The organism is Halomonas sp. XH26, from assembly GCF_024138895.1.
Classification (GTDB): domain Bacteria; phylum Pseudomonadota; class Gammaproteobacteria; order Pseudomonadales; family Halomonadaceae; genus Vreelandella; species Vreelandella alkaliphila.
Map to the genome: position 1 here is coordinate 2570291 of NZ_CP071889.1, position 24443 is coordinate 2594733.

The 24443-nt window shown below is 52.5% G+C and carries 20 protein-coding genes; 4 read left to right on the forward strand and 16 right to left on the reverse strand.

Going from position 1 to position 24443, the window contains the following annotated elements:
• Window positions 1-7 precede the first annotated feature (7 nt).
• The 12 genes from J4377_RS11835 to J4377_RS11890 all read right to left on the reverse strand — a co-directional run bounded on the left by J4377_RS11835 (window position 8) and on the right by J4377_RS11890 (window position 13311).
• Window positions 8-1420, reverse strand: a complete 1413-nt coding sequence (locus tag J4377_RS11835) for an undecaprenyl-phosphate glucose phosphotransferase (RefSeq protein WP_253485713.1) — start codon at window positions 1418-1420, stop codon at window positions 8-10.
• Between the two features lie 61 nt (window positions 1421-1481).
• The gene (locus tag J4377_RS11840) at window positions 1482-2849 is read right to left on the reverse strand and encodes a hypothetical protein (RefSeq protein WP_253485715.1); all 1368 of its coding nucleotides are present in this window, start codon (window positions 2847-2849) and stop codon (window positions 1482-1484) included.
• A gap of 51 nt (window positions 2850-2900) precedes the next feature.
• Window positions 2901-3542 (reverse strand): glycosyltransferase family 32 protein, encoded by a 642-nt coding sequence (locus J4377_RS11845; protein ID WP_253485717.1) that lies wholly within the window; start codon window positions 3540-3542, stop codon window positions 2901-2903.
• Window positions 3543-3545: 3 nt separating this feature from the next.
• Window positions 3546-4220: a WecB/TagA/CpsF family glycosyltransferase gene (locus J4377_RS11850; RefSeq protein WP_253485719.1), complete on the reverse strand. Its 675-nt coding sequence runs from the start codon at window positions 4218-4220 to the stop codon at window positions 3546-3548.
• Between the two features lie 18 nt (window positions 4221-4238).
• Complete coding sequence (locus tag J4377_RS11855) at window positions 4239-5558, reverse strand: polysaccharide biosynthesis C-terminal domain-containing protein (protein ID WP_253485721.1); 1320 nt, start codon at window positions 5556-5558, stop codon at window positions 4239-4241.
• Window positions 5559-6336: 778 nt separating this feature from the next.
• On the reverse strand, window positions 6337-7413 hold the full coding sequence (locus J4377_RS11860) for a porin (protein ID WP_253485724.1): 1077 nt from the start codon (window positions 7411-7413) through the stop codon (window positions 6337-6339).
• A 263-nt stretch (window positions 7414-7676) separates the two neighbouring features.
• Complete coding sequence (locus J4377_RS11865) at window positions 7677-8534, reverse strand: ProQ/FINO family protein (protein ID WP_253485726.1); 858 nt, start codon at window positions 8532-8534, stop codon at window positions 7677-7679.
• Window positions 8535-8557: 23 nt separating this feature from the next.
• On the reverse strand, window positions 8558-9097 hold the full coding sequence (locus J4377_RS11870) for a dihydrofolate reductase (RefSeq protein ID WP_253485728.1): 540 nt from the start codon (window positions 9095-9097) through the stop codon (window positions 8558-8560).
• Window positions 9094-9924: a thymidylate synthase gene (locus J4377_RS11875; RefSeq protein WP_370687186.1), complete on the reverse strand. Its 831-nt coding sequence runs from the start codon at window positions 9922-9924 to the stop codon at window positions 9094-9096. Before J4377_RS11875 ends, J4377_RS11870 begins: the two co-directional genes overlap by 4 nt.
• Window positions 9925-10510: 586 nt before the next feature.
• Window positions 10511-11299, reverse strand: coding sequence for a prolipoprotein diacylglyceryl transferase (gene lgt, locus J4377_RS11880; protein WP_198350237.1), 789 nt, complete (start codon window positions 11297-11299; stop codon window positions 10511-10513).
• A 51-nt stretch (window positions 11300-11350) separates the two neighbouring features.
• Window positions 11351-12148, reverse strand: a complete 798-nt coding sequence (locus tag J4377_RS11885; RefSeq protein WP_253485730.1) for a sulfite exporter TauE/SafE family protein — start codon at window positions 12146-12148, stop codon at window positions 11351-11353.
• Window positions 12145-13311 (reverse strand): response regulator, encoded by a 1167-nt coding sequence (locus J4377_RS11890; RefSeq protein ID WP_253485732.1) that lies wholly within the window; start codon window positions 13309-13311, stop codon window positions 12145-12147. Before J4377_RS11890 ends, J4377_RS11885 begins: the two co-directional genes overlap by 4 nt.
• Window positions 13312-13476: 165 nt before the next feature.
• Between J4377_RS11890 and J4377_RS11895 the strand changes: the two genes are divergently transcribed.
• Window positions 13477-14268 carry an NRDE family protein gene (locus tag J4377_RS11895; protein WP_253485734.1) on the forward strand — a complete coding sequence of 264 codons (792 nt, stop codon included), beginning with the start codon at window positions 13477-13479 and terminating at the stop codon, window positions 14266-14268.
• Here J4377_RS11895 and ptsP read toward each other — a convergent pair.
• Window positions 14265-16526, reverse strand: coding sequence for a phosphoenolpyruvate--protein phosphotransferase (gene ptsP / locus J4377_RS11900; RefSeq protein WP_095604565.1), 2262 nt, complete (start codon window positions 16524-16526; stop codon window positions 14265-14267). The genes J4377_RS11895 and ptsP overlap by 4 nt on opposite strands.
• A 140-nt stretch (window positions 16527-16666) precedes the next feature.
• Window positions 16667-17164 carry an RNA pyrophosphohydrolase gene (locus J4377_RS11905; RefSeq protein WP_038486029.1) on the reverse strand — a complete coding sequence of 166 codons (498 nt, stop codon included), beginning with the start codon at window positions 17162-17164 and terminating at the stop codon, window positions 16667-16669.
• Between the two features lie 189 nt (window positions 17165-17353).
• Between J4377_RS11905 and J4377_RS11910 the strand changes: the two genes are divergently transcribed.
• A complete protein-coding gene (locus J4377_RS11910; RefSeq protein ID WP_038486032.1) occupies window positions 17354-18010 on the forward strand; it encodes an HAD family phosphatase in 657 nt (218 codons plus the stop codon).
• 236 nt (window positions 18011-18246) lie between these two features.
• Here J4377_RS11910 and J4377_RS11915 read toward each other — a convergent pair whose 3' ends face one another.
• Window positions 18247-19221, reverse strand: coding sequence for a malate dehydrogenase (locus J4377_RS11915; protein WP_038486035.1), 975 nt, complete (start codon window positions 19219-19221; stop codon window positions 18247-18249).
• A gap of 267 nt (window positions 19222-19488) precedes the next feature.
• On the opposite strand from J4377_RS11915, the gene J4377_RS11920 reads away from it, so the two are divergent.
• Both J4377_RS11920 and J4377_RS11925 read left to right on the forward strand, forming a co-directional pair.
• On the forward strand, window positions 19489-20580 hold the full coding sequence (locus J4377_RS11920; protein WP_253485736.1) for an efflux RND transporter periplasmic adaptor subunit: 1092 nt from the start codon (window positions 19489-19491) through the stop codon (window positions 20578-20580).
• Window positions 20564-23638, forward strand: a complete 3075-nt coding sequence (locus J4377_RS11925; RefSeq protein ID WP_253485738.1) for an efflux RND transporter permease subunit — start codon at window positions 20564-20566, stop codon at window positions 23636-23638. Before J4377_RS11920 ends, J4377_RS11925 begins: the two co-directional genes overlap by 17 nt.
• Window positions 23639-23805: 167 nt before the next feature.
• Here J4377_RS11925 and rsd read toward each other — a convergent pair whose 3' ends face one another.
• Entirely contained in the window at window positions 23806-24294 is a 489-nt protein-coding gene (rsd, locus tag J4377_RS11930; protein ID WP_038486042.1) for a sigma D regulator, read from the reverse strand.
• Between the last annotated feature and the right edge of the window lie 149 nt (window positions 24295-24443).

Sequence of the window (24443 nt, forward strand, 5' to 3'; positions counted from 1 at the left end):
GCTCCGGTTAGTAGGCATTGGCATGTTTAAAGCCTTTAAACACGGTCATGAAAATTATCTTGAGATCGAGCCATACCGACCAGTTATCGATGTACCACAGGTCGTATTCGACCCGTCGCTGCATCTTTTCAAGCGTCTCGGTCTCTCCACGTAGGCCGTTGACCTGAGCCCAACCGGTAATACCGGGCTTCACCTTGTGCCGACGCATATAAGACTCCACCAGCTCCTTATAGTACTCGTTGTGGGCTAGCGCATGGGGGCGCGGGCCGACAATGGACATACGTCCTTGCAACACGTTGTAGAACTGCGGCAGCTCATCCAGGGAGGTGCCGCGTAAGAAGGCGCCTATCGGGGTTAGGCGATCGTCATTCTTGGTGGCCTGTGTGACGGCACCGTCCTTCTCCTGATGTACCTTCATTGACCGGAACTTGTAGACCTTGAACATCTTGCCGTTGGAACCCGTGCGATGCTGCTTGAACAGTACTGGACCGGGCGAGGTCAGCTTGATCGCGAGGGCAATGGCCATGCACACCGGAAGGATCATCAGCGTGATCATGCTGCCGACGAGGATGTCTTCGGCGCGCTTGACGATACTCGCCATGCCGTTGATGGGCGATACGCTGAGGTCGATCGCCAAGTGACCCGCCACTTCGCTGGTGCGGTGGTTGAGTAGGCGCATGTCTTTGAATTCCGGGATCAGGCGAATCTCTTCGGTGTGGTTGCGCAATGCATAGAAGAGGCCATGCACGGTCTCGCCCATTTCCAGCGGTACACAGATCCACACTTCGGCGGCGCCCGCATCGCTGATGCGGCTGGCGATGCGCTCCAGGTCCTCTTGATTCGGCGCTTCATTACCTAGGCGCTCAATACCCGCAATGGAGTGCCCTTCCCAAGAGGCCGCCCGCATGCCTCTCGCCACGTGCAGCACATTCTTGGCAGGCCCCACCAGAAAAACCGGGCGGCGCGCGCCACCGCGAATGCGAATACGCCGTAATCCATACTGCACCAGTGCTCGGGCGCTGGCGGTCAGCACGAAAGAGAACAATAAGGTAAGGCCTACCCATAGCCGCGAGTAGCGCTCTGCGGCGTGAGCAAAGTAAATAGCGGAGGTGACGATGATGCCAATCACCAGCCAGACCAGCATCAACTTAGTGATAATATAAAAGGTGGATGAGATACGCCAACGCTTGTAGCTACCCGTCGAGCTGTTGGCCACCACCACCAGCAAGGACATGCACGCAAGCGCCAGTACGTAACGCTCATGCAAGTGAACAGTCTCGAAACGCAGCAGGTACGCCAGTACCCCCGAGAGGACGACGATGGCAACATCGAACACTGGGAAGATGATTTTGGGTGGATAGCGCTCGGAAAAGATTACACCTCTTTTCTGCGCCCCTCCCGATTTACTGTCTGAGTGCATAGTACGGTCTCTATTCTACGATCTAATTATTGAGCGCTTTATAAGGCCTTTCTGGGCGCATTCAAGCCGTCTTGTCGCCGGACGCTTCCGCGGAGGAAGCCGAACCCTGCTCCCCTATCCCATAAGAGAGATAGAACATCATGGAAAGCATGGCAAACACGCTATTGAATGCCGATACAGAAAGCGATGAGGCCATCAATACGCCCAGTACACACAGAGTGTCGGCCCAGCTATAGCCGCTCTTGCGCAGCGCAAATACGGTAAACGCCACGAGAAAGATCAGCCCCAACACGCCATGGTCGTAAAGCACGCGAATGATGTAAGAGTGCAGAATGACCGAATAGCAGGTACCGTCTCCCGAAAAGCTATACAAGTCGCTCCAGTAGGAGAGCGCTTCGCACGTTTGCGTAGAAAGCGGGGTCAATGGCTGGGTGCCCAGCATTACGTTCCACCACTGCCAACCCTCTACCTCGTCGAGAAAGTAGAGCAGAAACCGAACGCGGTCGATGGAAGCGCCCCGCTCCAAAAATGAGCGGAAGGTGAGCGGCTGTTCGATGACTTCTCTATCCGAATCCAACGTCGTGGCAGGTGAACGTCCTTCTTCCATGGAAAGCGAACGTCCTTCTTCTATGGCGGGCATGCTGGAGTTCTCACCAGCCGTATCGGCCCCACTTCCCAACGTGATATCCATTCGGTCATTGACGATGCCGTAAGCCAATAACACTAGCAACGGGAAAAGCAGCAACCATGGCTTGATAAAGCCCTTACCCACACGAAACACACTGAAGACATACACCGCCAGAAAACACAGGAACGCGCTGCGCGATCCAGACAGAAAAATGATCAGCATCACGGCGACAATCGAAACGAACCGCCAGCGCATTACGGGTAGCACCAGGTAAAGTAGCAGTATCAGCAGCACTAACTCGAAATTGTTCTCTGTGAAGATGCCAGGACGCTGACTGACCCAGGCGTCCAGACCAATTAATCGCGAGTAGGCGTACTTGAGAAAGAACAGCCCCAGCAACACGTAAAAAAATTTGACGACCTGCACCTGCTTGAACAGTGGCCGAGCGATGAATGAGCACAGTAACAGGACGTAAAAGAACGCCTTGTACGCTTGGACGTAATCGAGAATATGACTGCCACTCATCAGCTGGGCGATGGCCAAGGTAACGACCAGATAACCGCCAGCCGCCAGCATAAATAGCCAGGCCGAACGACTTTTAGGAGGAAACACCAATGCGGATACGCCAAGCACCGCCAGCTCCAGCAGCGGCACGGCAGGAAGTATGTTGTAGTGCCAAGGCGACATCACCCCCACCACGCCCAGCACCAGGATGACGGCCATCAATAGCATCGCTGCCAGCGGCTGTGCCTTGCTGCGATAAGTTAATAGGGTATTGCCCAGCGGGTAACGACCTTGCATCCCTTGCTCCCGAACGCATCTAGCTAAAATGAAGACTTTTGCCGCTACGGATCACTTAAACAGCTTTCTAAAAGCTTTTTCCACCAACCCCATTTTCCACCCCTTTCCCCAGTGGTGGATGAGATAAGTATCGCTTTCGATATAGCAGTACATCAGTTGCTTGCGATCGTGCGCCTTAGCGTAGGGATTGTAAGGGTAAAAGTAGTGCCAGGGTTTGAGATCGATATCTCTGGCGTCCTGTTCAACACAGGCATTGGCCACTTCAGGGGCAATCAGAAACGGTTTTTTTTGCTGATGACGGGTTTCGATTAGTGTCATAGCACTCTTGAAGAAGTGATGCCCGGCCACGCCACCTACCACAGCGGTATTCAGTCGACCTTCATCCTCATAGCCTAGAAAACAGGGACTTTGCAGTAGTGGTTCCAGCGAACGCACAACCTCCATGTCAACATCCAGATACACGCCGCCATGCTCATGAAGTGCCGCCATACGCACGTAATCAGACAAGAAGGCCCACTTATTATTTGCCAGACAGTATTTAATGAACGGGTTCTCATGATCAATTGTGGACTCGTTCCACTCGATGATCTCAAAGTCAGGCATTTTTTCTTTCCATGTGGCGATGCACTCTTTGTAGAGTGTGCCCATGGGGTTACCGCCAAACCAGCAAAAATGGATCTTTTTAGGAATCATGATTCACTCAATTTTGTTACCGTATTTGATCAAAAACCGAGGGTAGTCTTTCAGGTAGCGTTTCAGCAACCGATTGGGCTCTTTGATCATTCGGTATAGCCAGCGCAGGTTGAGGCGGTCTACCCAGGCAGGGTAGTAATCTTGCCCCTTTGCCTGCACGAACTGATCTAGATAGCCGCCGCAGGTGAAACCAGTGCCTTGCCAGCCGGCAGCGCGCAGATCCAGCAGCAAACGCTCCTGTTTGCCTGCGCCCATTCCTACGATGACGATGTCTGCACGGGCAGCGTTCACCAAGCTCTGTTGGCGCTCCTCCTCGCAGCTAAAAAAGCCTGAGCGTACGTAGCTGATCTCCAAGCCAGGATATTTCTGCACCAGTAGCTCAGCCGCCTGACGGATGTTCTCTTCCGTGCCGCCCACTAGCGCAACGCGCTTCTGCAAAGCCTGTGCATGTCCCAACACCACTGGGGCAATCGAGGTATCGTCGAAGCTGGTACGTTCGATCTTTTTGCCCTTGAACAGCCGGACATAGAGCACTACAGCAATACCGTCGGCGTAAAAGCGAATCTGTCGGCACTCTTGTTCGCTCAGACTTTGCGCCACAATGCCTAGAGAAAATGGATTAATAAAGCTGTAATCAACCCCTTCTTCCAGGTGAAATTCCCTTTCAAGTCTAATCATTTTAGTTCACCATCATTGTTAAGCTTGGTTTCGCGGCGCTATGACGAAACGCCAATCGGTCATCAGGAAACCAAACTTTTTCTTCACCACGTAGACCGCCACGACGTTCTGAATCAATAGGCACAGCAGCAGCGCATAAGCCGCCCCCTCTGCGCTATAACGTGGTATCAGTACCAGCGAGGCAATGCCCCCTACTACCACCGACCAGATTAGTATATTCCGCGCTGCGCGCTGCTGGTCAGCCATTAAAAGCAGCAATATGACCGAGCCAGTCATTACATTGACCAACTGTCCGACCACGAGAATTCTTACTACGCCTGCAGCACCGCTGTAATCACTGCCAAACATGGCAAGCACAGCTTCGGGCCAGATAATGAATACCAGCGAAGGCAGCAAGGCAAAGCAGGTCATTTGGAAGGCGCTTTTCTGAGCAAGCTGCTTGAGTCCTTCCCTATTCCCTTCGTGTTGAAGCCGAGAAAAGCGCGGCCCTAGAATGCTGTCATATACCGTCAGGATGAAACCAATGATCATAGCCAGCCGTAACCCAAGACTAAACAATGCTACGTCGCTTTCGCTATGGAAGGCACCTAGCACCAGCCCAACACCCCATTGAGTGTAATAGAAGATGATGCCTACCAACAGGAAGTCAGGCAAATGGCGGTAGAAGCTTTGGCTAAAGCTGACACTTTCACTTTCGACCAGCGTGCTGCGGCGATACAGCCACCAGACTGCCCACAGCGCCACCAGCAGGTACACTACCAGGATTACACCCAGCGCAGAAATTAGTGCCCGCGCACCCAACGGAATACCCAGCCAAGCACATATAAGTACAACGCCACTGAGCACTATAGAGATACACCCTATTTCGAACAGGCAGGAAACATTAGCCTTGCCCCATCCTTTCATCAGGAAGTTGCATAAATAAATCACACTGTATAGCGGCGACAATAGCGCGGTAATACGTAGGCTCTCAACGGCGTGCTCGGTTGATGAAAGCAGCATCCTTGCCACACTAGGGGCTAATATCCACAGCACTACGCCCAGCAGGACTCCCACCAATACGTTAACCGTCATGGCATGTTTGTAAATCCACGCGACCTCTTGGCGATTATTATTAGAAGTAGCCACCCCCATATATTTGAGTGTGGCCCGATCAGTTCCCAGGCTGGCAAACACCTGCATACCAATCATAATCGAGAGGCATAACATGAAAGCACCGAAGGACTGGATACTAACAAACGTGGCCAACACGTAGGAAAGCAGGAAAGTACCGCCTGCTGCCAACCCCCTTGCTCCCAACGTTGTAAGAAGCTGGTTTTTCAATACTCTATTAATCATGTAGAACTCTTGAGACAATCAAAAAACTGACTTAATGGTTGACTTAGATTGCTATCGCAAAAAATTACATCATCAAAACTATTTACATCTAAATGCTTACTGAGCTGGCAGGTCAGATGCAGTGATCTTCCACTATTTCAAATTAACCGCCTCTGTTTAAGAAGACAAACAAGCTCTCACAAACCTTAGTAAACCTCTGATTAGGCTTGCTCGTTTACCTCCTTCCTCAATATTGATTATTTAACAATTACCATAAGAATATTCATAAAATAACTCACTAGCACACAATGAAACCTCTTTACCATCAGCAAATAAACGAATCCTGCACTTCAGGAGATCATTTTTTAGTCTTATACATAAGGACGATTTCAAGCGCAGCAAGGATTCCAAAAAAGCCTATCTTAACAAGGCATAAGACCATGCTTTAGTAGCGAGCTGCTTACGTGAGAGAGTATACGCTTGATAGGTATCATATTGCAGCGGTCAACGGCACTCACACTGATTGGAGGTGCTTAGCCAGGGGTCGCACAAACGTTTTCTGGTCTATAGGCATTACTTTTTGACAGCGCCTCTTTCATAATTTTGACCTGAATAAACTTGCCAGGTAGGTAGTTTTTATTTCATTGCTTCTCTCGCCTCAAGACAGTCATGATTTTAAAACTTGCATTCCACTTTACTGCTCTGAAATCTAACTAATAATAAAAAACCGACCTCGCAATGAGGCCGGTTCTATATTACTTACAGGGGTTACCTGCTAAGCATGGCGATAGAGCCAAGCTTAGAAGTGGTAACGTGCGCCTGTTAGGTAGTAGATGTCATCACCATCGGCACGATCAACACGTACACCATCACCACCACCGATAGTTACGTCGATAGACTGCTGGTCACGCTGGTTCAGCTCAAGGAATACGTCGAAGTTGCTGGAAACTTTGTAGTAAGAACCAAGCGCCCAAGCAGTACGGCTATCATCGTCGCCGTCGTTATCAACATTATAGATATCAGCAGCAAATGCCCACGGACCAGTGGTGTAAGTACCACCCAGACCAAAGGTGTCGTAACCACCACCACGAGTGCTGCTGTTTTCACGACCTTCATAACCCAGACGAGCAGTTAGCTGATCATTGATCTGGTAAGAACCGATCAGACCGCCCATGATTTCGCCGTTACCGCCGCCACGTACGACGTCGTCAACAAAACCTAGACCAACAGTAATTGGGCCTTGCTCGTACCGAACACCACCCTGTGCAGCAACAACGTTGCCATCGTCACGCACGCCGTCAGCACCGCCAGGTACGTTCTCAAGGCGGCCACGCTCGCTGTAGTACTTAAGCTGCAAGAATGCAGTCCAGCCTTCCAAGTTCGGCGTGTAGTAACCGATAGAGTCACCACGAGACTGTTTCGTATGACCAGCGAATTCTAGACCACGATCGATTTCCCAGTCGAACGGCAGAGAAACGAACTGGTTGTAGAAGCTGTCGAAGTTACCAGCCTGAACGGTACCATACTGCTTGCTTTGCAAGCCCAGGTAGCTCTGACGAACTTCAGTGAAGCCAGACTCTGTGTAACGCTCGTCACCTTTGAAGCGCCACTCTACACGACCAAAAGCAGTCAGGTCAGAGTTAACTTCTTGGCTCATGCGCAGGCCAAGACGAGAATAAACGTCAACAAACTCAGCGCTGTTGTCGATTTTCTCTTTATCGTCGTTGTACTCAGCACCGCCGCCAGCGATACCCATGGCGATACGGCCATAGACGTCGAGCTTGGTACCATCCTGGTCATAAACGGTAGCTGCTTGAGCGGCAGCAGATGCACCGAGGGCGCCAATGATAGCAGTCGCTAAAAGTGTCTTTTTCATGATGTAGGTTCCTTAACTAGCTTACTGTTTCGATCGTTACCGCAAACTTATTGTGAAGTCTGCAGCTGGCTTGCGGGCCATGCTCTTTATGCCATCCTCCGGTTTTTCCCGGTGGTATGCGGCACGTCCTCAACTAAGCCTTGTTATAGTCCAATGCTCGCAGGTCAAACTCTATACTGGGATTCCAGTGAACGCAATAGAAAAAAACAGTGTTTTTTTACGATTTGCATTTTTTTAAGGAACCCATGGACAACTGGCTGGTCTCAGCGACCGGTAAATTTTTGCTGAAGCCCTCTTAATTTATCCTCTAAGCTAAGCGGTTTTGCTGCTTCAACTTTTTCTTTCGCTTCATTCGCCCCCCGCTGTTCATGCTCTTTCACAGCTGCGGGGGTAGCATTTTTTGGTGCCTTTTGAAGCACTTGTTTCGATGCTTGTTTTGAAGACTGCCTTGAAGATTGTTGCGACTTTCTATTTTCTAAAGACTGTGCTTGCTTTGGTGTATTGCTGTCTTGCTTATCTTTTCGCCGCTCACTGGCATGTCGCGCCGCTTCTTTATCGACTTTGCCTGCTGGGTTTCCATCCAAATCGATTCGCTCAGCACCTTCTCGCATGGATTTCACATAGCGTGGCAAATTCACATAGTTAGCTAATGCTCGACGAATCAACTTCCCCGACCAGGGTTCTCGCTGGGCTAAATCCTGATGAATGCCCACTTTTAGCGGTTTAGTATGTCCAGTGAAAAACGCTTGCGGGTAGCGTTTGTACCACTGACGCAAAAGCGCTTGCGGGGAGGGTGGCTGAGGCGCAGCTGCTGTTTCTGCCGTTACTTTCTCTTCACTCATGGACCTTGAGGCTAACGCTTCTTCTGGTGTTTGCTCTACGGCCATTGAGTCGGACTTTTCTGAAGAGGGCTTTGCATCTACTGCAGACGGCTCAACGGCAGACACATCAGACTGGGCTGGGTCTTGTAACGGCTGCGAAGGCGGCTGGATTTGTGCTGTTTGATCAAGCAACTGCCTTTTGAGCATTTCGTTCTCTTCACGCAACGCGTTCAATGCGGCTTTGGTCTGCTCAAGGTGCGTTTCCAATGTTTCTAGCAGATCCAGTACTGTTGCGGCCATAACCCCCTCCTTCTTTGCGCTGATCAGTCGGCGATCCGCTCATAGACTACAAAGTCATATTGAGGCTGCCCTTCTACTGGCTTGCCCGCGACACGCTGAACTTCCTGCCACTCTTCCGTAGAGAGTTCGGGGAAAACGACATCACCATCGACATCAATATCCACTTCAGTGATATAGAGGCGCTGGGCATGAGGAAGCGCTTGTCGATAAATTTCTCCCCCTCCCATCACCATAATTTCTTCGGCGGCCTCAATGGTGGCCTGCTGGTCGGCCAATGCCAATGCTGCTGGTAGCTCATGACATATCCGCACGCCTTCGGCGGCAAAGCTTGTATCACGGGTTACTACAATATTGAGCCGATTGGGCAGCGGTTTGCCTATTGATGCGTAGGTTTTGCGCCCCATAACAAGCGGCTTGGCTTGAGTCATGCGTTTGAAGAACTTTAGATCTTCAGGTAGGTACCAAGGTAACTTACCTTCGACCCCAATCACTCGGTTTTTGGCCATCGCCACAATCATCGCTATCGGCACCAGGGGGTCATAAGCATTTTGCTGCTGACTCATACCGCCACCTCCGCTTTGATATGGGGGTGCGATTCATACTCTTCGATGCTGATGTCGTCAAAGGTGAAATCAAACAGATTGGTTACCTGAGGGTTAAGCGACAGACGCGGTGGCGCTTTAGGCGTGCGGCTCAACTGCTCCTGAGCCTGCTCTAGGTGATTGCTGTAAAGATGGGCATCACCCAACGTATGTACAAACTCGCCGGGCTCCAGGCCAGTTACCTGTGCCACCATGCTGAGCAGTAGCGCATAGCTTGCAATATTAAACGGCACACCTAAAAAAATATCCGCACTGCGTTGGTAAAGCTGGCACGATAAACGCCCATTAGCCACATAAAACTGAAACAAACAGTGGCAAGGCGGCAATTTCATTTCATCAACTTGACCTGGATTCCAGGCTGAAACAATCAGTCGCCGTGACTGAGGCGTCGTACGAATCTGCTCCAACACATTAGAAATCTGGTCGACACCACCGCCATTGGGGCTCGGCCAACTACGCCACTGATAACCATAGACCGGACCAAGATTACCGTTTTCATCGGCCCACTCGTCCCAGATACGTACGCCATGCTCTTTGAGATACCCAATATTGGTATCACCCTTAAGAAACCACAGCAGCTCATGAATAATAGAGCGCAGGTGCAACTTTTTAGTGGTTAGCAGCGGAAAACCACGGGAGAGGTCGAAACGCATTTGATGACCAAACACTGAGCGTGTACCAACACCAGTGCGATCATCCCGATCAACGCCTTGCTCCATCACGGTGCGCATTAGGTCGAGATACGGCTGTTCTAGCGCTTCTTTCGGCATGGGCGTTATTGCAGTCACAGAAATTCCAGATTAACAGGCAATGTAATTGGGTATTCTAGGCTGGTAAAGGGGGGTAGGTCGAGCCTAATTAGACCACTTTCGCGGGTGCGCTGCGCTTACCACGCGCTACAAAACCTTTAATGTCAATCTATTGCGATTATCGTAGCGCGGCGTAACGAATCTTGTGAGGAACGAGCAAATGAGGCACCCGCGACGGGAGCCGCCGCTCTGCTTAATAACAGCGTCGCTTCGCGCTGGAGCACCATCGCGGGTGCGCTGACGCTTACACCGCGCTACAAAACCACTAAATCAGCCTACGGTACCTACCGTAGCGCGGTGTAACGAATCTCGCGAGGAACGAGCGAATAAGGCACCCGCGTCGTGGCCACGTAAGCAACGCTCCATACTCCCCCGCGGCTGCGCTGACGCTTACGCCGCGCTACAAAACCACTAAATCAGCCTACGGCACCTACCGTAGCGCGGCGTAACGAATCTTGTGAGGAACGAGCAAATGAGGCACCCGCGACGGGAGCCGCTGCTCTGCTTAATAACAGCGCCGCTTCGCGCTGGAGCACCATCGCGGGTGCGCTACGCTTAACACGCGCTACACCTTGGCATCGATGGGTTGATGACGCGACCAGGCGATAAAAACGAGGCCTAACGCGATCATCGGGAGCGTAAGCAGCATGCCCATGGTGAACCAGCCAAAGGCGAGATAGCCAATATGGGCATCCGGCATACGTACAAATTCAACCATAAAACGGAAGACGCCGTAGCCTAACAGGAATAACCCCGAGACCAACCCTCTGGCGCGCGGCTTGGCAGATACCCACCACAGGATGGCAAACAGTACGATACCTTCCAGAAAAGCTTCGTACAGCGCTGAAGGGTGGCGTGGCTCTGGTCCCATACCAGGAAATGGCATGCCCCAGGGTAGCGACGTCACCCCTCCCGGCAACTCATGGTTAATAAAATTACCAATCCGCCCAGCGCCTAACCCAATGGGCACCAGCGGGGCGATGAAGTCGGCGAGGGTGAAGAACGCCAGTTGTTTACGACGTGCAAATAGCCATGCGGCAATCAGTACCCCTAATAAACCGCCATGGAAACTCATACCGCCATCCCATACGCGGAACACCCATAGCGGGTCAGCCGTCCACTGCCCTAGGCCGTAAAACAGTGCGTATCCTAATCGCCCCCCCACCACCACACCAATGGCGCAGTAAAAAAGCAAATCACCGATATCATCTTTCGTAAGCCCAATACGTGGTGCCCGTTTACATCCTAGCCACCATGCCGCCACAAACCCCACCACATACATTAAGCCGTACCAATGAACCTGCAGCGGACCAAGTGAAATCGCTACCGGATCGATATCTGGGTAATTAATCATCGAGACTCTCTAAAGCAAACAGGAAGAAAACAGCAGCGTGGCATAGGTGAATTACGCCAATATGAAGCGCAAGCCCACTATGGCCAACAGCGTTGCAAATAAAAACCTCAATACAGTCGCTGGGAGCACGTGAGCCAAACGAACGCCAAGCCGTGCAAAAGGTACACTGGTTAGCACAATGCCGATAAAGGCAGGCCACATGACAAAGCCAGTCGCCCATTGGGGAAGAAGCGGATTACCCCATCCCACAACAATAAACGTTAACGCACCAACCATCGCTATTGGTAAGCCACAGGCAGCAGAGGTTCCCACTGCTTGGGTCATGCTTGCACCACACCGTGAAAGCCAAGGCACTGTCATTGTGCCTCCTCCAATACCAAACAGTGCTGATATGGCTCCTACTACGCCGCCAGCAATGGCCATCGCAACATTTCCTGGTGGCGAACTACCGGGCTTTGGCGAAAGGCCAAACACCATTTTGGTTGCTAGCAGCAATACAAACACCCCGAATAACGTTCCCAAAACGGTGCCAGAAAGGTTGTCTGCGATAAATACACCACCGATAGCCCCCAACATAAGTCCGGGTAACAGCGCCATAAACCATGGCTTATGAATACTGCCTTTTCGGAAGTGCCCTAATGCTGACGAAGCCCCGGTGACGACGATCGTCGCCAGTGAGGTGCCTACTGCAAGATGCATGGTAATTTCAGGAGCAACCCCCTGTAGACCAAATGCAAAGACAAGCGCAGGCACAATAATTAAACCGCCCCCCACCCCAAACAAACCAGCCATGGTGCCTGCCACTGCGCCTAGCAACAAATACCCTGCTAAAATACTCAATACTGTCATTTATCCTGCACCTGGTTATTCGCGCTGGGTACCCACTTAGTAATCATGCTGAGTAGTGTTTCAGGCTTGTAGGGCTTAGCTAGCACGTCATCCATACCGGCAGCGTTATAAGCGCCATTACCAGCACTATCAACGTTTGCGGTGAGAGCAATCAAGACACTGCGTCGCTGACCGCCACCAAGACGCTCAAAGGTCCGCCAGCGACGTGCTGTTTCTAGCCCATCTAAGGTCGGCATAAAAATATCCATAAACACGAGATCATAAAAAACCGTTTGCTGGCAGTCCAAAGCTTGCTCCCCACTGCTGACACCGTCTACCTGCAGCCCCTGGGTTTCCAGCATTTGGCGTGCCAGCATTAAATTAACGGGGCCATCGTCTACCACCAAGATACGTAGTTTGCGCTCAGAAGCTGGAAGCAGCTGCTCATAAGCATCTGTTTCGTTAGCACTTTGCTGAACAAAATTAGTAAGCAGTGCGCGTATATCCGCCAGCCGCTCTCGCACGTGAGTAATATTTTTGTGACATGTTTCTGAATTATCCATCTGCAACATATCGCCCAAATGATCAAACAGACTGTCGGCCTCACGCTGAAGTAACGTTAGATAACCAGACTTCAAGCGTGACTCTTCCCGCGCACGGTCGCGCCCAGCAATGAGGTGCTTCAACTGTTTTTGCTGGTGATGAAGGTCATCAAGCAAGGTTTGATCGGGTCGGAACGGCTCGCTTAAAGAAGCCGGATGCTGGACATCCTCACCTGCGCGAATGACATCCGCCAACAACTGATTGACCATCGCCAAGCGATTAAGTGGCAGCCCTTCACTGACGTCTTCCACCTGTGAATCAGCCTGCTCCGCTTGTCGATTAACCAATTGGGCTGCTTGGCGCTCTAACTCGGCCAACTCTTGCATGCAACTGGCGTCTTCTTGCTTTGCGCGACTTTTAACCAGCATCAAGAAAACGCCAACGTTTAAACAGCTACCCAGGAGCAACGCGAGGGTCAGCCATAGGGTGGTGCTCCATGACGTTTGACTAGGGGAAAGCCCCCAAACCACCAGCCCTACCAGCACACAAAGCAGTACCAAGGCCGCCTGAATGAGTAAAAGAGGCCACAAAGTAGGCCAGACAATCGCATTCCAGAAGTGCTCTCGCTGATAGCGTTGCATAGTATGCGCCTTCCTAGGTGGCTTCTAAAATATTGCGCCTCAACATGCTGGCAGCCATAGCGTGGCTAAGCATATTTATATTAATGTTAAGTGTATGTCTACGCCTCAATACTGTCATGCCACACTGGCTAATTGGGTTCCTGTTACTATTCGTGAGCCTTACTTATGTGCTTAATCACTTTTTCTTGGTCCCCTGGCTCTTCTATACCATTACGCTTGGCAGGCAACCGAGATGAATTCCACCAGCGGCCCACTGCCCCTCTTGCTCATTGGCAAGAACACACCGCCGTACTGGGTGGACGCGACTTGGAAGCCGGTGGTACGTGGTTAGCCGCTAACTCCCAAGGCGTTGTTGCAGCGTTGACCAATGTGCGTGACCCAGCACTGGCAACACCCGTCAACGCACCCAGCCGAGGCGAACTCGTTGCTAGCGTGTTACAAAGCGACGATGTCGAAGCATGGCTTAAAGCGAAAGAGCGCACGACCGCGCATCGCTATACCGGATTTAATCTCTTGGTTGCGACACAACACCGCATGTGGCACCTGCACCGTGGCCGCCATGGGGTAGCACTTAATAGCGTGCCCCCAGGGGTACATGGCTTGTCAAATGCAACCCTGAATACCCCCTGGCCAAAATTAAGCCTGGTTCGCGACGCCTTGTTAAATAGTAATGACGAACAGTGGCAGGCCGCGACGCAATTTGCACTGCATAACCCGCAAACCGCACCTGATGAGCAGTTGCCAGATACTGGTGTAGGCTTAACGCTGGAGCGCCAACTCTCTGCCGCGTTTATTGTTGGTGAACACTACGGCACCCGGGCAACCACATGGTTAACGCTAAACCACCAAGGGCAAGTGACGATTACCGAGCAGCGGTTTGGGCCACTCGGTCGTTTTGAGGGAGAAACCACGTTGACGACACCCTCCCCACTGATACCCAATCAGCCTCGGCATTAATCTCGCGGCGGCATTAAGTGTGATAGCTGCCACTCATCCATACGCTGATTGAGATGTTCATGCACCAATGCTGGGGTATCCAGATCCATGATTTCTTTAAGCAGCATTTGCGCATCTTGCATTGGCACTCGGCGAATAGCAGCCCGTACCCTGGGCAAACTAGGGGCATTCATAGACAGGCTGGTAAATCCCATGGCCATTAATAGCAACGCACCAGCAGGGTCACCCGCTAATTCGCCGCAAAGCGATATAGGCTTTTCTAGACGAGTGGCATCCTGAGCGAGTTCTTGCAGCGCACCCAGCAGCGCTGGGTGCAACGCATCGTACAGACTAGATACGCGAGGATTATTGCGATCCACCGCGAGCAAATACTGCGTAAGGTCGTTACTACCCACCGAGAAGAAATCGACTCGCTTTGCCAGTGCATCCATTTGGTAAATAGTCGCAGGTACTTCAATCATCACGCCTACTTTAGGCCGCTCGACATCAATGCCCTCTTCACCTAGCTCTAGAATGGCACGATCCAGTAGACGAATCGCTTCGTCCACCTCTTCCACATTGGTAATCATCGGGAAGAGCACGTAGAGATTATTCAAGTCATGCGATGCTTTCAGCATGGCACGCAGCTGTACCATCAATACTTCTGGGTGATCGAGGGTTACCCGCATTCCCCGCCAACCCAAGAATGGATTAGCTTCCTCAATGGGAAAATAGGGAAGGTCTTTATCGCCACCGATATCCAGCGTTCGCATGACTACCGGTAGTGGCGCAAAGCCCTCTAACTGCTCGCGGTACATACGCATTTGTTCTTTCTCACCGGGGAAGCGCTCAGTAATCATAAATGGCACTTCGGTGCGGTATAGGCCTACGCCGCCGATTCGGCTTTTCAGCAACGCTGAGGCATCAACCGCCAGCCCGGTATTTACCATCAGCGGCATGGCATAGCCATCCGGTGTTTCGCTGGGCAGGTCTTGTTCGTGCTCCAGCAACTCGCTCAGCGCTGCTTCTTCAGCAATCAAGCTTTCGTAGCGAGTTCTTAGCTCTGGCGCTGGCCGCACAAACAATCGCCCTCGGTGGCCATCAATCACTACCGGGGCGCCATTTAAGCGCGGCAGCGGGAGATCCATCATCCCTAGCACCGTCGGAATCCCCATAGCCCGGGCAACAATAGCAACATGCGAGGTACTCGAACCACGTACGGATACCAAGCCCTTTAGCTTGTCCCTTGGCACCTCTCCCAACATGGCAACGCTGATTTCATCACCTACTAAAATGGCGTTTTCTGGGTAGGTTTCTGGGGTCGAAGGCGTGTCTTCTTGCAGATGAGCCAACACACGACGACCAAGATCGCGAATATCCGCCGCACGCTCACGTAAATAATCGTCGTCTACGCGTTCAAGGTATTGCACATGGCGGCGCACGACATCGGCTAACGCACCAGGTGCCCACTGCCCTTCACGAATACGCTTTTCCACTTCTTCAGAGAGCGCCGCTTCGCCAAGCATTTGCTGGTAAACGTCGAATAGCGCCAGCTCTTGGGAAGAAATACGGTTAACCAAGCGCTCTGCCGCTGCGCGGATTTCATCGCGTGTTTTGCCAATGGCTTCTTTTAGCCGTGCGACTTCATAGTCTTGATCGCTCGGAATAAGATCAGGCACGCTGTTCAGATCAGCGGGCGGCGTGATCACTACCGCTTCCCCCATCGCCATTCCTGGAGAAGCCGCTACGCCTTTAAACATGGCCTGGCCACCCGGCAGCGCAGGGCGAGCAAGGTTACCGGTAGCGAGTGCGTGAGCCAGCACACCTGCCAACTGAGCAGCCATAGTGACCAGAAAAGCTTCATCTTCGTCGTCGTACTGACGTTTTTCAGCTTGCTGTACGACCAAAACGCCCAGCATGAGGCGCTGATGGATAATCGGCACCCCTAAGAAGCTTGAGTAACGCTCTTCGCCAGTTGCTTCAAAATAACGAAAGTGAGGGTGGCTTTGCGCATCTTCTAAATTAAGCGGTTCGCTGCGCTTAGCCACTAGACCTACCAAACCTTCGCCTAGCGGTAGCACAACGCGGCCTACCGCTTGCGTGCGAAGGCCAATCGTCTCCATCAATACAAGCGACTCGAGCTCCTTATCGTATAAATAGAAGGAGCACACATCCGTCTGCATGGCCTTTCGTATGCGGCGTACCATCGTTGACAGCGCGGCGTCGAGGTTTCGTGCGCCATTCACTTCTTGAATAACGCGTCGCAGCACCTCAAGCATGGACGTTTTCCTATTCACTATTATTTGCCTCGCTGAGGGATTTTCGGCCAACTGTCACTATGTCCTTCGAAGCGTCGCCTTTGAACTGTTTCTTTTGAACAGTTTACCTAGAACAGCTTCCTAGAACAGTGGAGCGCACGTTATCCATCGTGATCTTGTTGCGCCAAGCGCTGAACGCGAGGAGAGAGCTCCCGTAGCGCGCGCCGATATACCTCTCGTTTGAACGGCACCACTTGCCCCAGTGGATACCAGTAACTTACCCACCGCCAACCATCGAACTCGGGTTTAGGCGTTGCCGTCATACAGATTCGATTTTCTTGGCAGCGAATCTTGAGTAAAAACCACTTCTGCTTCTGGCCGATACAAACCGGCCGCGAGTGGGTGCGAATCATGCGTCGTGGCAGACGGTAGCGCAGCCATCCCCGGGTACAGGCGACAATATCGACATCATCGGCGGTTAGACCGATTTCCTCAAAAAGCTCACGAAAAAGCGCTTGATGTGGTGTTTCGTTTGCCTTGATGCCTCCCTGGGGAAACTGCCACGCGTTTTGCCCTACACGACGCGCCCAAAGCAGCTGCCCCTGGCTGTTGGCAATAATGATGCCAACATTGGGGCGAAAGCCGTCAGCGTCGATCACGGACATCACCTTATAAATTTTCAGTTGTCCCCATTTTTCCACAAGGGAGACAAGCGTATCAATACAATATCACCCTAAGTGGTTAAACCATGGTGACTCTGCGATAATCCGCCGCTTTGCAAACCGTTACTGACGTTCATTACTGAGCTAACGAGCAGCACAATTAACCAACACCATAAGGGGAGCGCCGTGAGTCTGGCCATTTTCGATCTGGATAATACGCTGATATCCATCGACAGCGATCATGCCTGGGGCGAGTTTTTGCTCGAACAGGGGGCAGTTGACCCAGTTGCCTACCGCGAGGCCAATGAGCGCTTTATGGCGGATTACAATGCGGGCACGTTAGACATGGCGGCTTTTTTGGAAATGGCATTGAAGCCACTGGCTGAAAATACGCCGGAACAGTTAGCCGCTTGGCATCAGCAGTTTATGGTCAGCAAAATCGAGCCGAATATCTTGCCTAAAGCAGAAGAACTGCTGGCTCGGCACCGCACGAAAGGCGATACGTTACTTATCATCACCGCCACTAATCGCTTTATTACTGCCCCCATCGCTAATCGTTTGGGCGTGGACGACTTGATTGCAGTTGACCCAGAAATAGTAGACGGCCGCTATACCGGCCGAGTAGCGGGCACACCCAGCTACCGCGAAGGCAAAGTGACTCGCTTAAAGCAATGGCTTGAGGGCCAAGAGTTCACCATGGATGGCGCATGGTTTTACAGCGACTCTCACAACGACCTTCCCTTGCTTGAACAGGTAGAACACCCGGTTGCCGTCGACCCCGATGATACCCTGCGCAAGGTGGCCGAAGAACGCCAATGGCGCATTATGAGCCTGCGAGATTGAGCCAACTGATTCGCGGGTGCGCTGACGCTTACACGCGCTACAAACCCGTTAATTCAATACGTTAACCGTAGCGCGTGGTAACGCATCTTGCGAGGAACGAGCAAATGAGGCACCCGCGAACGGCGCAGCCGCCCAATAAAAAACCCCGCAAGCACTATGCTTGCGGGGTTTCGTATTACTGAGCATTATTCTTAAAACAGTTTTTAGAACAGCTCAAAGAACGCCAGCCAGCGTACTTAGCCGAGCAGGTGCTCAACAGCTGCGCGCTCTTCACGCAGTTCTTTCTCGGTAGCCTGCATCTTCTCTTTGCTGAACGCGTCCAACTCAAAGCCTTGAACGATTTCATACTTGCCACCCTGACAACGAACTGGGTAGGAGTAGATGATGCCTTCTTCAATGCCGTAGCTGCCGTCAGACGGGATCGCCATGCTGACGATACCATCGCAACCCAGCGCCCAATCACGCATGTGATCAATCGCTGAAGACGCCGCAGACGCTGCAGAAGATGCGCCGCGTGCTTTGATAATCGCCGCACCGCGCTGCTGTACTGTCGGGATAAAGTCGTTTTCGTACCAGTCACGCTCGACCAGATCGAAGGCGGCTTTGCCGTCTACTTTGCACTGCGCCAGATCCGGATACTGGGTAGCACTGTGGTTGCCCCAGATAATCATGCTGTCAACGTCGGTAACGTGCTTGCCGGTTTTCTGAGCCAGCTGTGTCAGCGCACGGTTGTGATCCAAACGCGTCATCGCAGTGAACTGGCCTGCATCGAGGTCCGGCGCATTGCAAGAAGCAATCAATGCATTGGTGTTAGCCGGGTTACCGACAACGAGTACACGCACGTCACGGCTAGCGTGATCGTTCAGCGCTTTACCTTGTACAGAGAAAATCGCGGCGTTGGCTTCCAGCAGATCTTTACGCTCCATACCCGGGCCACGCGGACGTGCACCTACCAGCAAGGCGAAATCGGCATCTTTGAAGGCAACGTTCGGATCATCAGTGGCAACGATGTCTTGTACCAGCGGGAAAGCACAGTCGTTAACTTCCATGACAACGCCATTCAGGGCGTCCATGGCTTGGGGAATTTCGAGAAGCTGGAGAATGACTGGCTGATCCGGCCCCAGCATATCGCCAGCGGCGATGCGGAAAATAAGAGAGTAGCTGATCTGGCCGGCACCGCCGGTAATCGCAATACGTACTGGATCTTTCATCATTGCTCCTTGATGGTTCGCCTAGGGTGGGTTCTCGCCTGAGAGTGAGACGACAGAACTCAAGACGCAAAGATGGTATGCCCAGATGTGCAAAAACTCAATCATACATGAGACTACTACCCATTCTCTCAGCGGCTTGGTACTCGCTGCCAGACGCCAGTTACGCTATGGTGTGTCGGTCAGTAAGCTTAACTTTTAGTACGGCCTACCCTTCAGCATGACTTGCCTTGTGTGATTTTTTTGGGTTAATACGGATATAACTACCCCATGCGACGAATCCCCTACTCTTACGCGCTTGCTAGCCTGCTAGTTCTGGCGCTTGTGATATGGCTAGCGGTTGGCGATTTTCAACGTTTCCAAAGTAGTCCACCTGATGTAGATGCCACTGAACGCGACGCAACACCTCGTGTAGAGGTGATGACCCAGCAGAGCGCGCCCTATATTCCTAAGCACGTGCTGCAAGGCCAGCTAACTGCTGAAAAAGAAACACTGCTGCGCGCCAATGTAACTGGCTATGTCGCAGAAAAACCGGTGGCCCAAGGAGAAACCGTCAGCCGAGGCGAGACACTGCTGGTACTAGACAACGACGCGCTCCCTCAACGCCTACAGCAGGCACGTGATGAGTTAGCGCTTGCTGAAGCGGAGTACGCGGGTGCTCAAAGCCTACGCCGCCGCGAGCTGATTTCTCAGCCAGAATTGCTGCGCCTGCAAAGTGCCTTAAGCGCCAGCGCCGCCCAGGTGGCTCAGTTAGAAAAGCAGTTAAGCGATACTCGCCCTACCGCGCCCTTTGAAGGCGTGCTGGACCGCGTCCAGGTTGAACTTGGCGACTTACTGCAACCAGGCGAAGAGTGGGCACGACTGATCTACGACCGACGCTTAATCGGCACCGCTTGGGTGGCTCAACAGCAAATCGGTGAGTTAAGCGTTGGCTTGCCTGTCACCGCGCGACTGCTCAATGGCCAGTCGCTTTCAGGCGAAGTGTCTTACATTAGTAGTCGCGCAGAAGAAGCCACTCGCACGTTCTATATCGAAGTAACGCTCGACAATCCAGACAGGCAACGCCTAGCAGGGAGCAGCGCTGAATTCACCATAACGCTGCCACCTCGCCAAGTGCATACCCTATCGCCTGCTCTCTTTAATCTGAACGAGCAGGGTCAATTAGCCATCAAGCATGTTGTTGAAAATAACCGCGTTGCCCAAACGGCGATTGAATTGGTCAGTGCTGATACCGAACGCGCCTACGTTACTGGCCTACCCAGCTCCGTGCAGTTGATCACCCTCGGCGCAGGTTTGGTCAACCCAGGCGACACCGTAACACCAGTGTCTACCCAGGAAGGTGGTCATGCGTCAGTTGATTAATGCGGCGCTAACCCACACGCGAACCACCCTGCTGCTCCTGGTTGGCCTGCTGCTGGCGGGTACAACTGCCTGGCAGATGATTCCCAAGGAAGCCAATCCAGACGTCACTATCCCGATTATTTACGTCTCGCTTTCGCTGGAAGGCGTTAGCCCGGAAGATGGTGAGCGCCTGCTAGTTCGCCCAATGGAGCAGGAGCTGCGTGGAATCGAAGGGCTGCGCAAATTTACCGCCCAGTCTAGCGAAGGTCATGGGTCGGTAACGCTGGAGTTTGATCCTGGCTTTGATCCGGATACAGCGCTTTCTGATGTACGCGAACGCGTGGATATCGCCCGCAGTAGCTTACCGGATGAAGCGGACGAGCCTCGGGTCATGGAGGTTAACGTCTCTGAGTTTCCAGTGTTGAGCATCGGCCTTTCCGGCGAGTTGGATACTCGAGAACGGGTAACCATTGCGCGTCGCTTAAAAGAGGAAATAGAGGGCATTGCCGACGTTCTAGAGGTCGATATTGCTGGCGACCGCGAGGACTTACTCGAAATTGTCGTTGATCCACTGGTACTGGAAAGTTACGGCGTTGATTTTGATACGCTGTTTAATCAAATCTCACGCAATAATCGCCTAGTTGCTGCGGGCAGCTTGGATACCGGCGCCGGACGGCTAGCACTAAAAGTACCGGGCATTATCGAATCGTTAAACGATGTCATGGACATGCCGGTGAAAGTTGACGGCGACCAGGTGGTTACGTTTGGCGATGTTGCGTGGATTTTACCGACCTACAAAGATCCCGAAGGATTTGCCCGCATCGACGGCCAACCTGCGGTAGTGCTGGAAATTTCCAAGCGCGCTGGGGCAAATATCATCGCCACCATTGACGCCGTCAAAGAGCGCTTTGCCCAGGCAGGCGACCTGCTGCCGGAACAGCTGCGTATTACCACGATTTTGGACGAGTCGGTTACCGTTCAAAACATGCTCTCTGAGCTGTTAAATAACGTGCTCACCGCAGTGGTGCTGGTATTAATTGTTGTCGTAGCCGTGATGGGTTGGCGCATGGCGCTGCTGGTGGGCCTGACCATACCCGGCGCGTTTTTAACCGGCATTCTACTGGTTTGGGCATTTGGTTTTACGCTCAACATTGTGGTGTTATTTGCGCTGATCTTAGTGGCTGGCATGCTAGTGGATGGTGCGATTGTAGTCAGCGAGCTCGCTGACCGAAACCTGCACGAGGGGCAGTCTCCCCACCAGGCTTGGCTGAATGCCGCAACACGCATGAGCTGGCCGGTTATTGCCTCTACCGCGACAACGCTTGCGGTATTTATACCGCTGCTGTTTTGGCCAGGCGTGGTAGGCCAGTTTATGAAGTACCTGCCTGCCACCGTCATCTTGTGCCTTCTTGCGTCGCTAGCCATGGCTCTGGTGTTTTTGCCTACCCTGGGGCGATTGTTTACCCGCACATCCCATACAGCAACTGCGGGTGCTGGCCCGGTCGACGAAAGCACGTCGCTTGGGCGCGCCTATCGCCGCGTACTCGGACGTTTACTGCAGCATCCCACCTGGGTGCTCGTGTTTGCGGTGCTGTTAATTGGGTTGATTTATACCGGCTATGCTCGTTTTAATCATGGCGTTGATTTCTTCCCCAGCGTAGAGCCGGACAGCGCGCAAGTGCTGGTACGTGCCCGAGGCGATTTTTCCGCTGAAGAAACCGACACCATCCTGAAGCGGGTGGAAAGCCGGCTGGGCAGCATGGGAGAAGTCGAAGCCCTTTATGCACGCTCTTTTGCGGTGCCTAACCAGCAAATGGGCAATGATGTGATCGGGATGTTGCAGTTTCAGTTTGTCGACTGGTACCAGCGCCGCCCTGCCCGCACGATTTTGGCTGACATGGCCAAGCGCACTCAAGATCTACCGGGGATAACGCTAGAGTTTCGCGAGCAGGAGATGGGGCCTGGCGGCGGCAAACCTATTGTGCTCGAAATCAGCGCCACAGATCCAGACATCGCAAACGCCGGCGTTGACCAGATTACGGCACTAATGCACGAGCTAGGCGGCTTTACCGACATCCAGGATAATCGCAGCCTGCCCGGGGTCGAATGGCAGGTAAAAGTTAACCGTGAAGCCGCTGCCCGCATGAGCACCGATATCACCACCATTGGTAGTGCTGTACAGCTACTGACCACTGGCCTTCAAGTGGCCAACTACCGTCCCCCCACCGTTACTGATGAGGTGGATATTCGCGTGCGCTTACCGGAACACTGGCGCACGCTCAACCAGCTTGAACGACTGACGATCAACACCCCACGAGGCCAAGTGCCTATTGCTCACTTTGTAGACATTACGCCCGCCCCCAAAGTAGGCACCCTGAATCGTATTGATGGACGCCGTGCGATTACCGTTGAGGCAGATTTAGCACCAGGCTATTTAGCGGACGAGCGATTGCGAGCGCTACTAGATGCAGGCCAAAGCCAACTTGACGATAGTTTGATGGTTAATGTGGCGGGTGAACAAGAAGATCAGCAGGAATCCATGCAGTTCTTGATCAGCGCTTTCTTGATCGCGATTGGGCTAATGGCACTGATTCTGGTGACACAGTTCAATAGCTACTATCAAGCAGCGCTAGTGCTATCGGCCATTGTGTTCTCCACTGCGGGCGTTTTGATGGGGCTGCTCATTACTGGCCAAGCGTTTGGTATTGTCATGGTGGGCATGGGCATTATCGCCCTGGCAGGTATTGTCGTTAACAATAATATCGTTTTGATCGACACTTACAACGAGTTGCGCGGCCAAGGCATGCCCCCAACCGAAGCGGCACTAGAAGCAGGCACCCTGCGCTTACGCCCAGTGCTTCTCACCGCCATTACCACCGTGCTGGGGTTAATGCCGATGGTGCTGGGAATCAACGTTAATCTTTTTGCACCCGCGCTAGGGTTTGACGCCCCTTCCGCCCAATGGTGGACACAAATGTCCAGCGCGATTGCAGGTGGCTTAACCTTTGCCACTGCCCTAACGCTCTTGCTAACGCCTTGCATGTTAGTAATAGGCGGCAAGGTGAGGCGTGAGAAGTAATAGGTGAGGTGTGAGACTGCATAGCAGGGGCGGCTGGGGCACCGTTCGCGGGTGCCTCATTTGCTCGTGCCTCGCAAGATTCGTTACGCCGCGCTACAAAACATACTGAACTCACAGGGGTTGTAGCGCGTGGTAAGCGAAGCGCACCCGCGGGGCAGCGAAAAGCGCTACGCTGGTGACTTCATCTGCTGTGGGCTGTGGGCGGCGTGCAGGCGGGCGATTAGCTGGTCTTCAAGGGCAAAGCGCTCTGCCAACCCTTTCGCTAAGCGGTCAATCCAGGCGGGCAAACGCACTAGATTCTGCTGACAGCGTACCGGTGAGGCGAAGTCTTCATCGAATTCCAGCACCATGGCCGTTGACAATTCTAAGCGCTCAAGAAGCTTTGCCGCGATTTGTAATGCACTCTCATCGTCGAATGCCTTCGCTTCCTCAGCAAGCTGGGGGTAAATCTCGAAGTGCCCAGCGCTGATGTAGTCCATCAACAACTCACTAAAGGTGTCAATGCGCGCTTTACTAATCGCCTCTAATTCGGCGTCACAAGCTTCTTTCAGCTCAATGAAGCTGACTAACAGCGAGCGGCGCTGATCAAGCCAGCGATCAATCAAACTGTGCACGCCCCCCCAGCGCTCCAGGGCATTTTTGCAATCTTCGAGCATGGGGCTTTCTCCTTACAGATAGCCGTCTTCAACTGAGCTAGACTCGCGCGTCCGTGGACACCTGTCAATCCTAGCGGGTACGGTTTACTTAATTAAATGAGGCCAATCAATTAACGTAAACCATACCACTTATTTAACTCTTTTTTACA

Excerpts from the sequence above, each read along its gene's own strand:
- J4377_RS11920 (WP_253485736.1), top strand. The coding sequence starts at position 19,489 with ATGCGACGAATCCCCTACTCTTACGCGCTTGCTAGCCTGCTAGTTCTG.
- lgt (WP_198350237.1), bottom strand. The coding sequence starts at position 11,299 with ATGATTAATTACCCAGATATCGATCCGGTAGCGATTTCACTTGGTCCG.
- J4377_RS11840 (WP_253485715.1), bottom strand. The coding sequence starts at position 2,849 with ATGCAAGGTCGTTACCCGCTGGGCAATACCCTATTAACTTATCGCAGC.
- J4377_RS11865 (WP_253485726.1), bottom strand. The coding sequence starts at position 8,534 with ATGGCCGCAACAGTACTGGATCTGCTAGAAACATTGGAAACGCACCTT.
- J4377_RS11855 (WP_253485721.1), bottom strand. The coding sequence starts at position 5,558 with ATGATTAATAGAGTATTGAAAAACCAGCTTCTTACAACGTTGGGAGCA.
- rsd (WP_038486042.1), bottom strand. The coding sequence starts at position 24,294 with ATGCTCGAAGATTGCAAAAATGCCCTGGAGCGCTGGGGGGGCGTGCAC.
- J4377_RS11860 (WP_253485724.1), bottom strand. The coding sequence starts at position 7,413 with ATGAAAAAGACACTTTTAGCGACTGCTATCATTGGCGCCCTCGGTGCA.
- J4377_RS11890 (WP_253485732.1), bottom strand. The coding sequence starts at position 13,311 with ATGCAACGCTATCAGCGAGAGCACTTCTGGAATGCGATTGTCTGGCCT.
- J4377_RS11870 (WP_253485728.1), bottom strand. The coding sequence starts at position 9,097 with ATGAGTCAGCAGCAAAATGCTTATGACCCCCTGGTGCCGATAGCGATG.
- J4377_RS11925 (WP_253485738.1), top strand. The coding sequence starts at position 20,564 with ATGCGTCAGTTGATTAATGCGGCGCTAACCCACACGCGAACCACCCTG.
- J4377_RS11885 (WP_253485730.1), bottom strand. The coding sequence starts at position 12,148 with ATGACAGTATTGAGTATTTTAGCAGGGTATTTGTTGCTAGGCGCAGTG.
- J4377_RS11895 (WP_253485734.1), top strand. The coding sequence starts at position 13,477 with ATGTGCTTAATCACTTTTTCTTGGTCCCCTGGCTCTTCTATACCATTA.
- J4377_RS11915 (WP_038486035.1), bottom strand. The coding sequence starts at position 19,221 with ATGAAAGATCCAGTACGTATTGCGATTACCGGCGGTGCCGGCCAGATC.
- J4377_RS11835 (WP_253485713.1), bottom strand. The coding sequence starts at position 1,420 with ATGCACTCAGACAGTAAATCGGGAGGGGCGCAGAAAAGAGGTGTAATC.
- ptsP (WP_095604565.1), bottom strand. The coding sequence starts at position 16,526 with ATGCTTGAGGTGCTGCGACGCGTTATTCAAGAAGTGAATGGCGCACGA.
- J4377_RS11850 (WP_253485719.1), bottom strand. The coding sequence starts at position 4,220 with ATGATTAGACTTGAAAGGGAATTTCACCTGGAAGAAGGGGTTGATTAC.
- J4377_RS11845 (WP_253485717.1), bottom strand. The coding sequence starts at position 3,542 with ATGATTCCTAAAAAGATCCATTTTTGCTGGTTTGGCGGTAACCCCATG.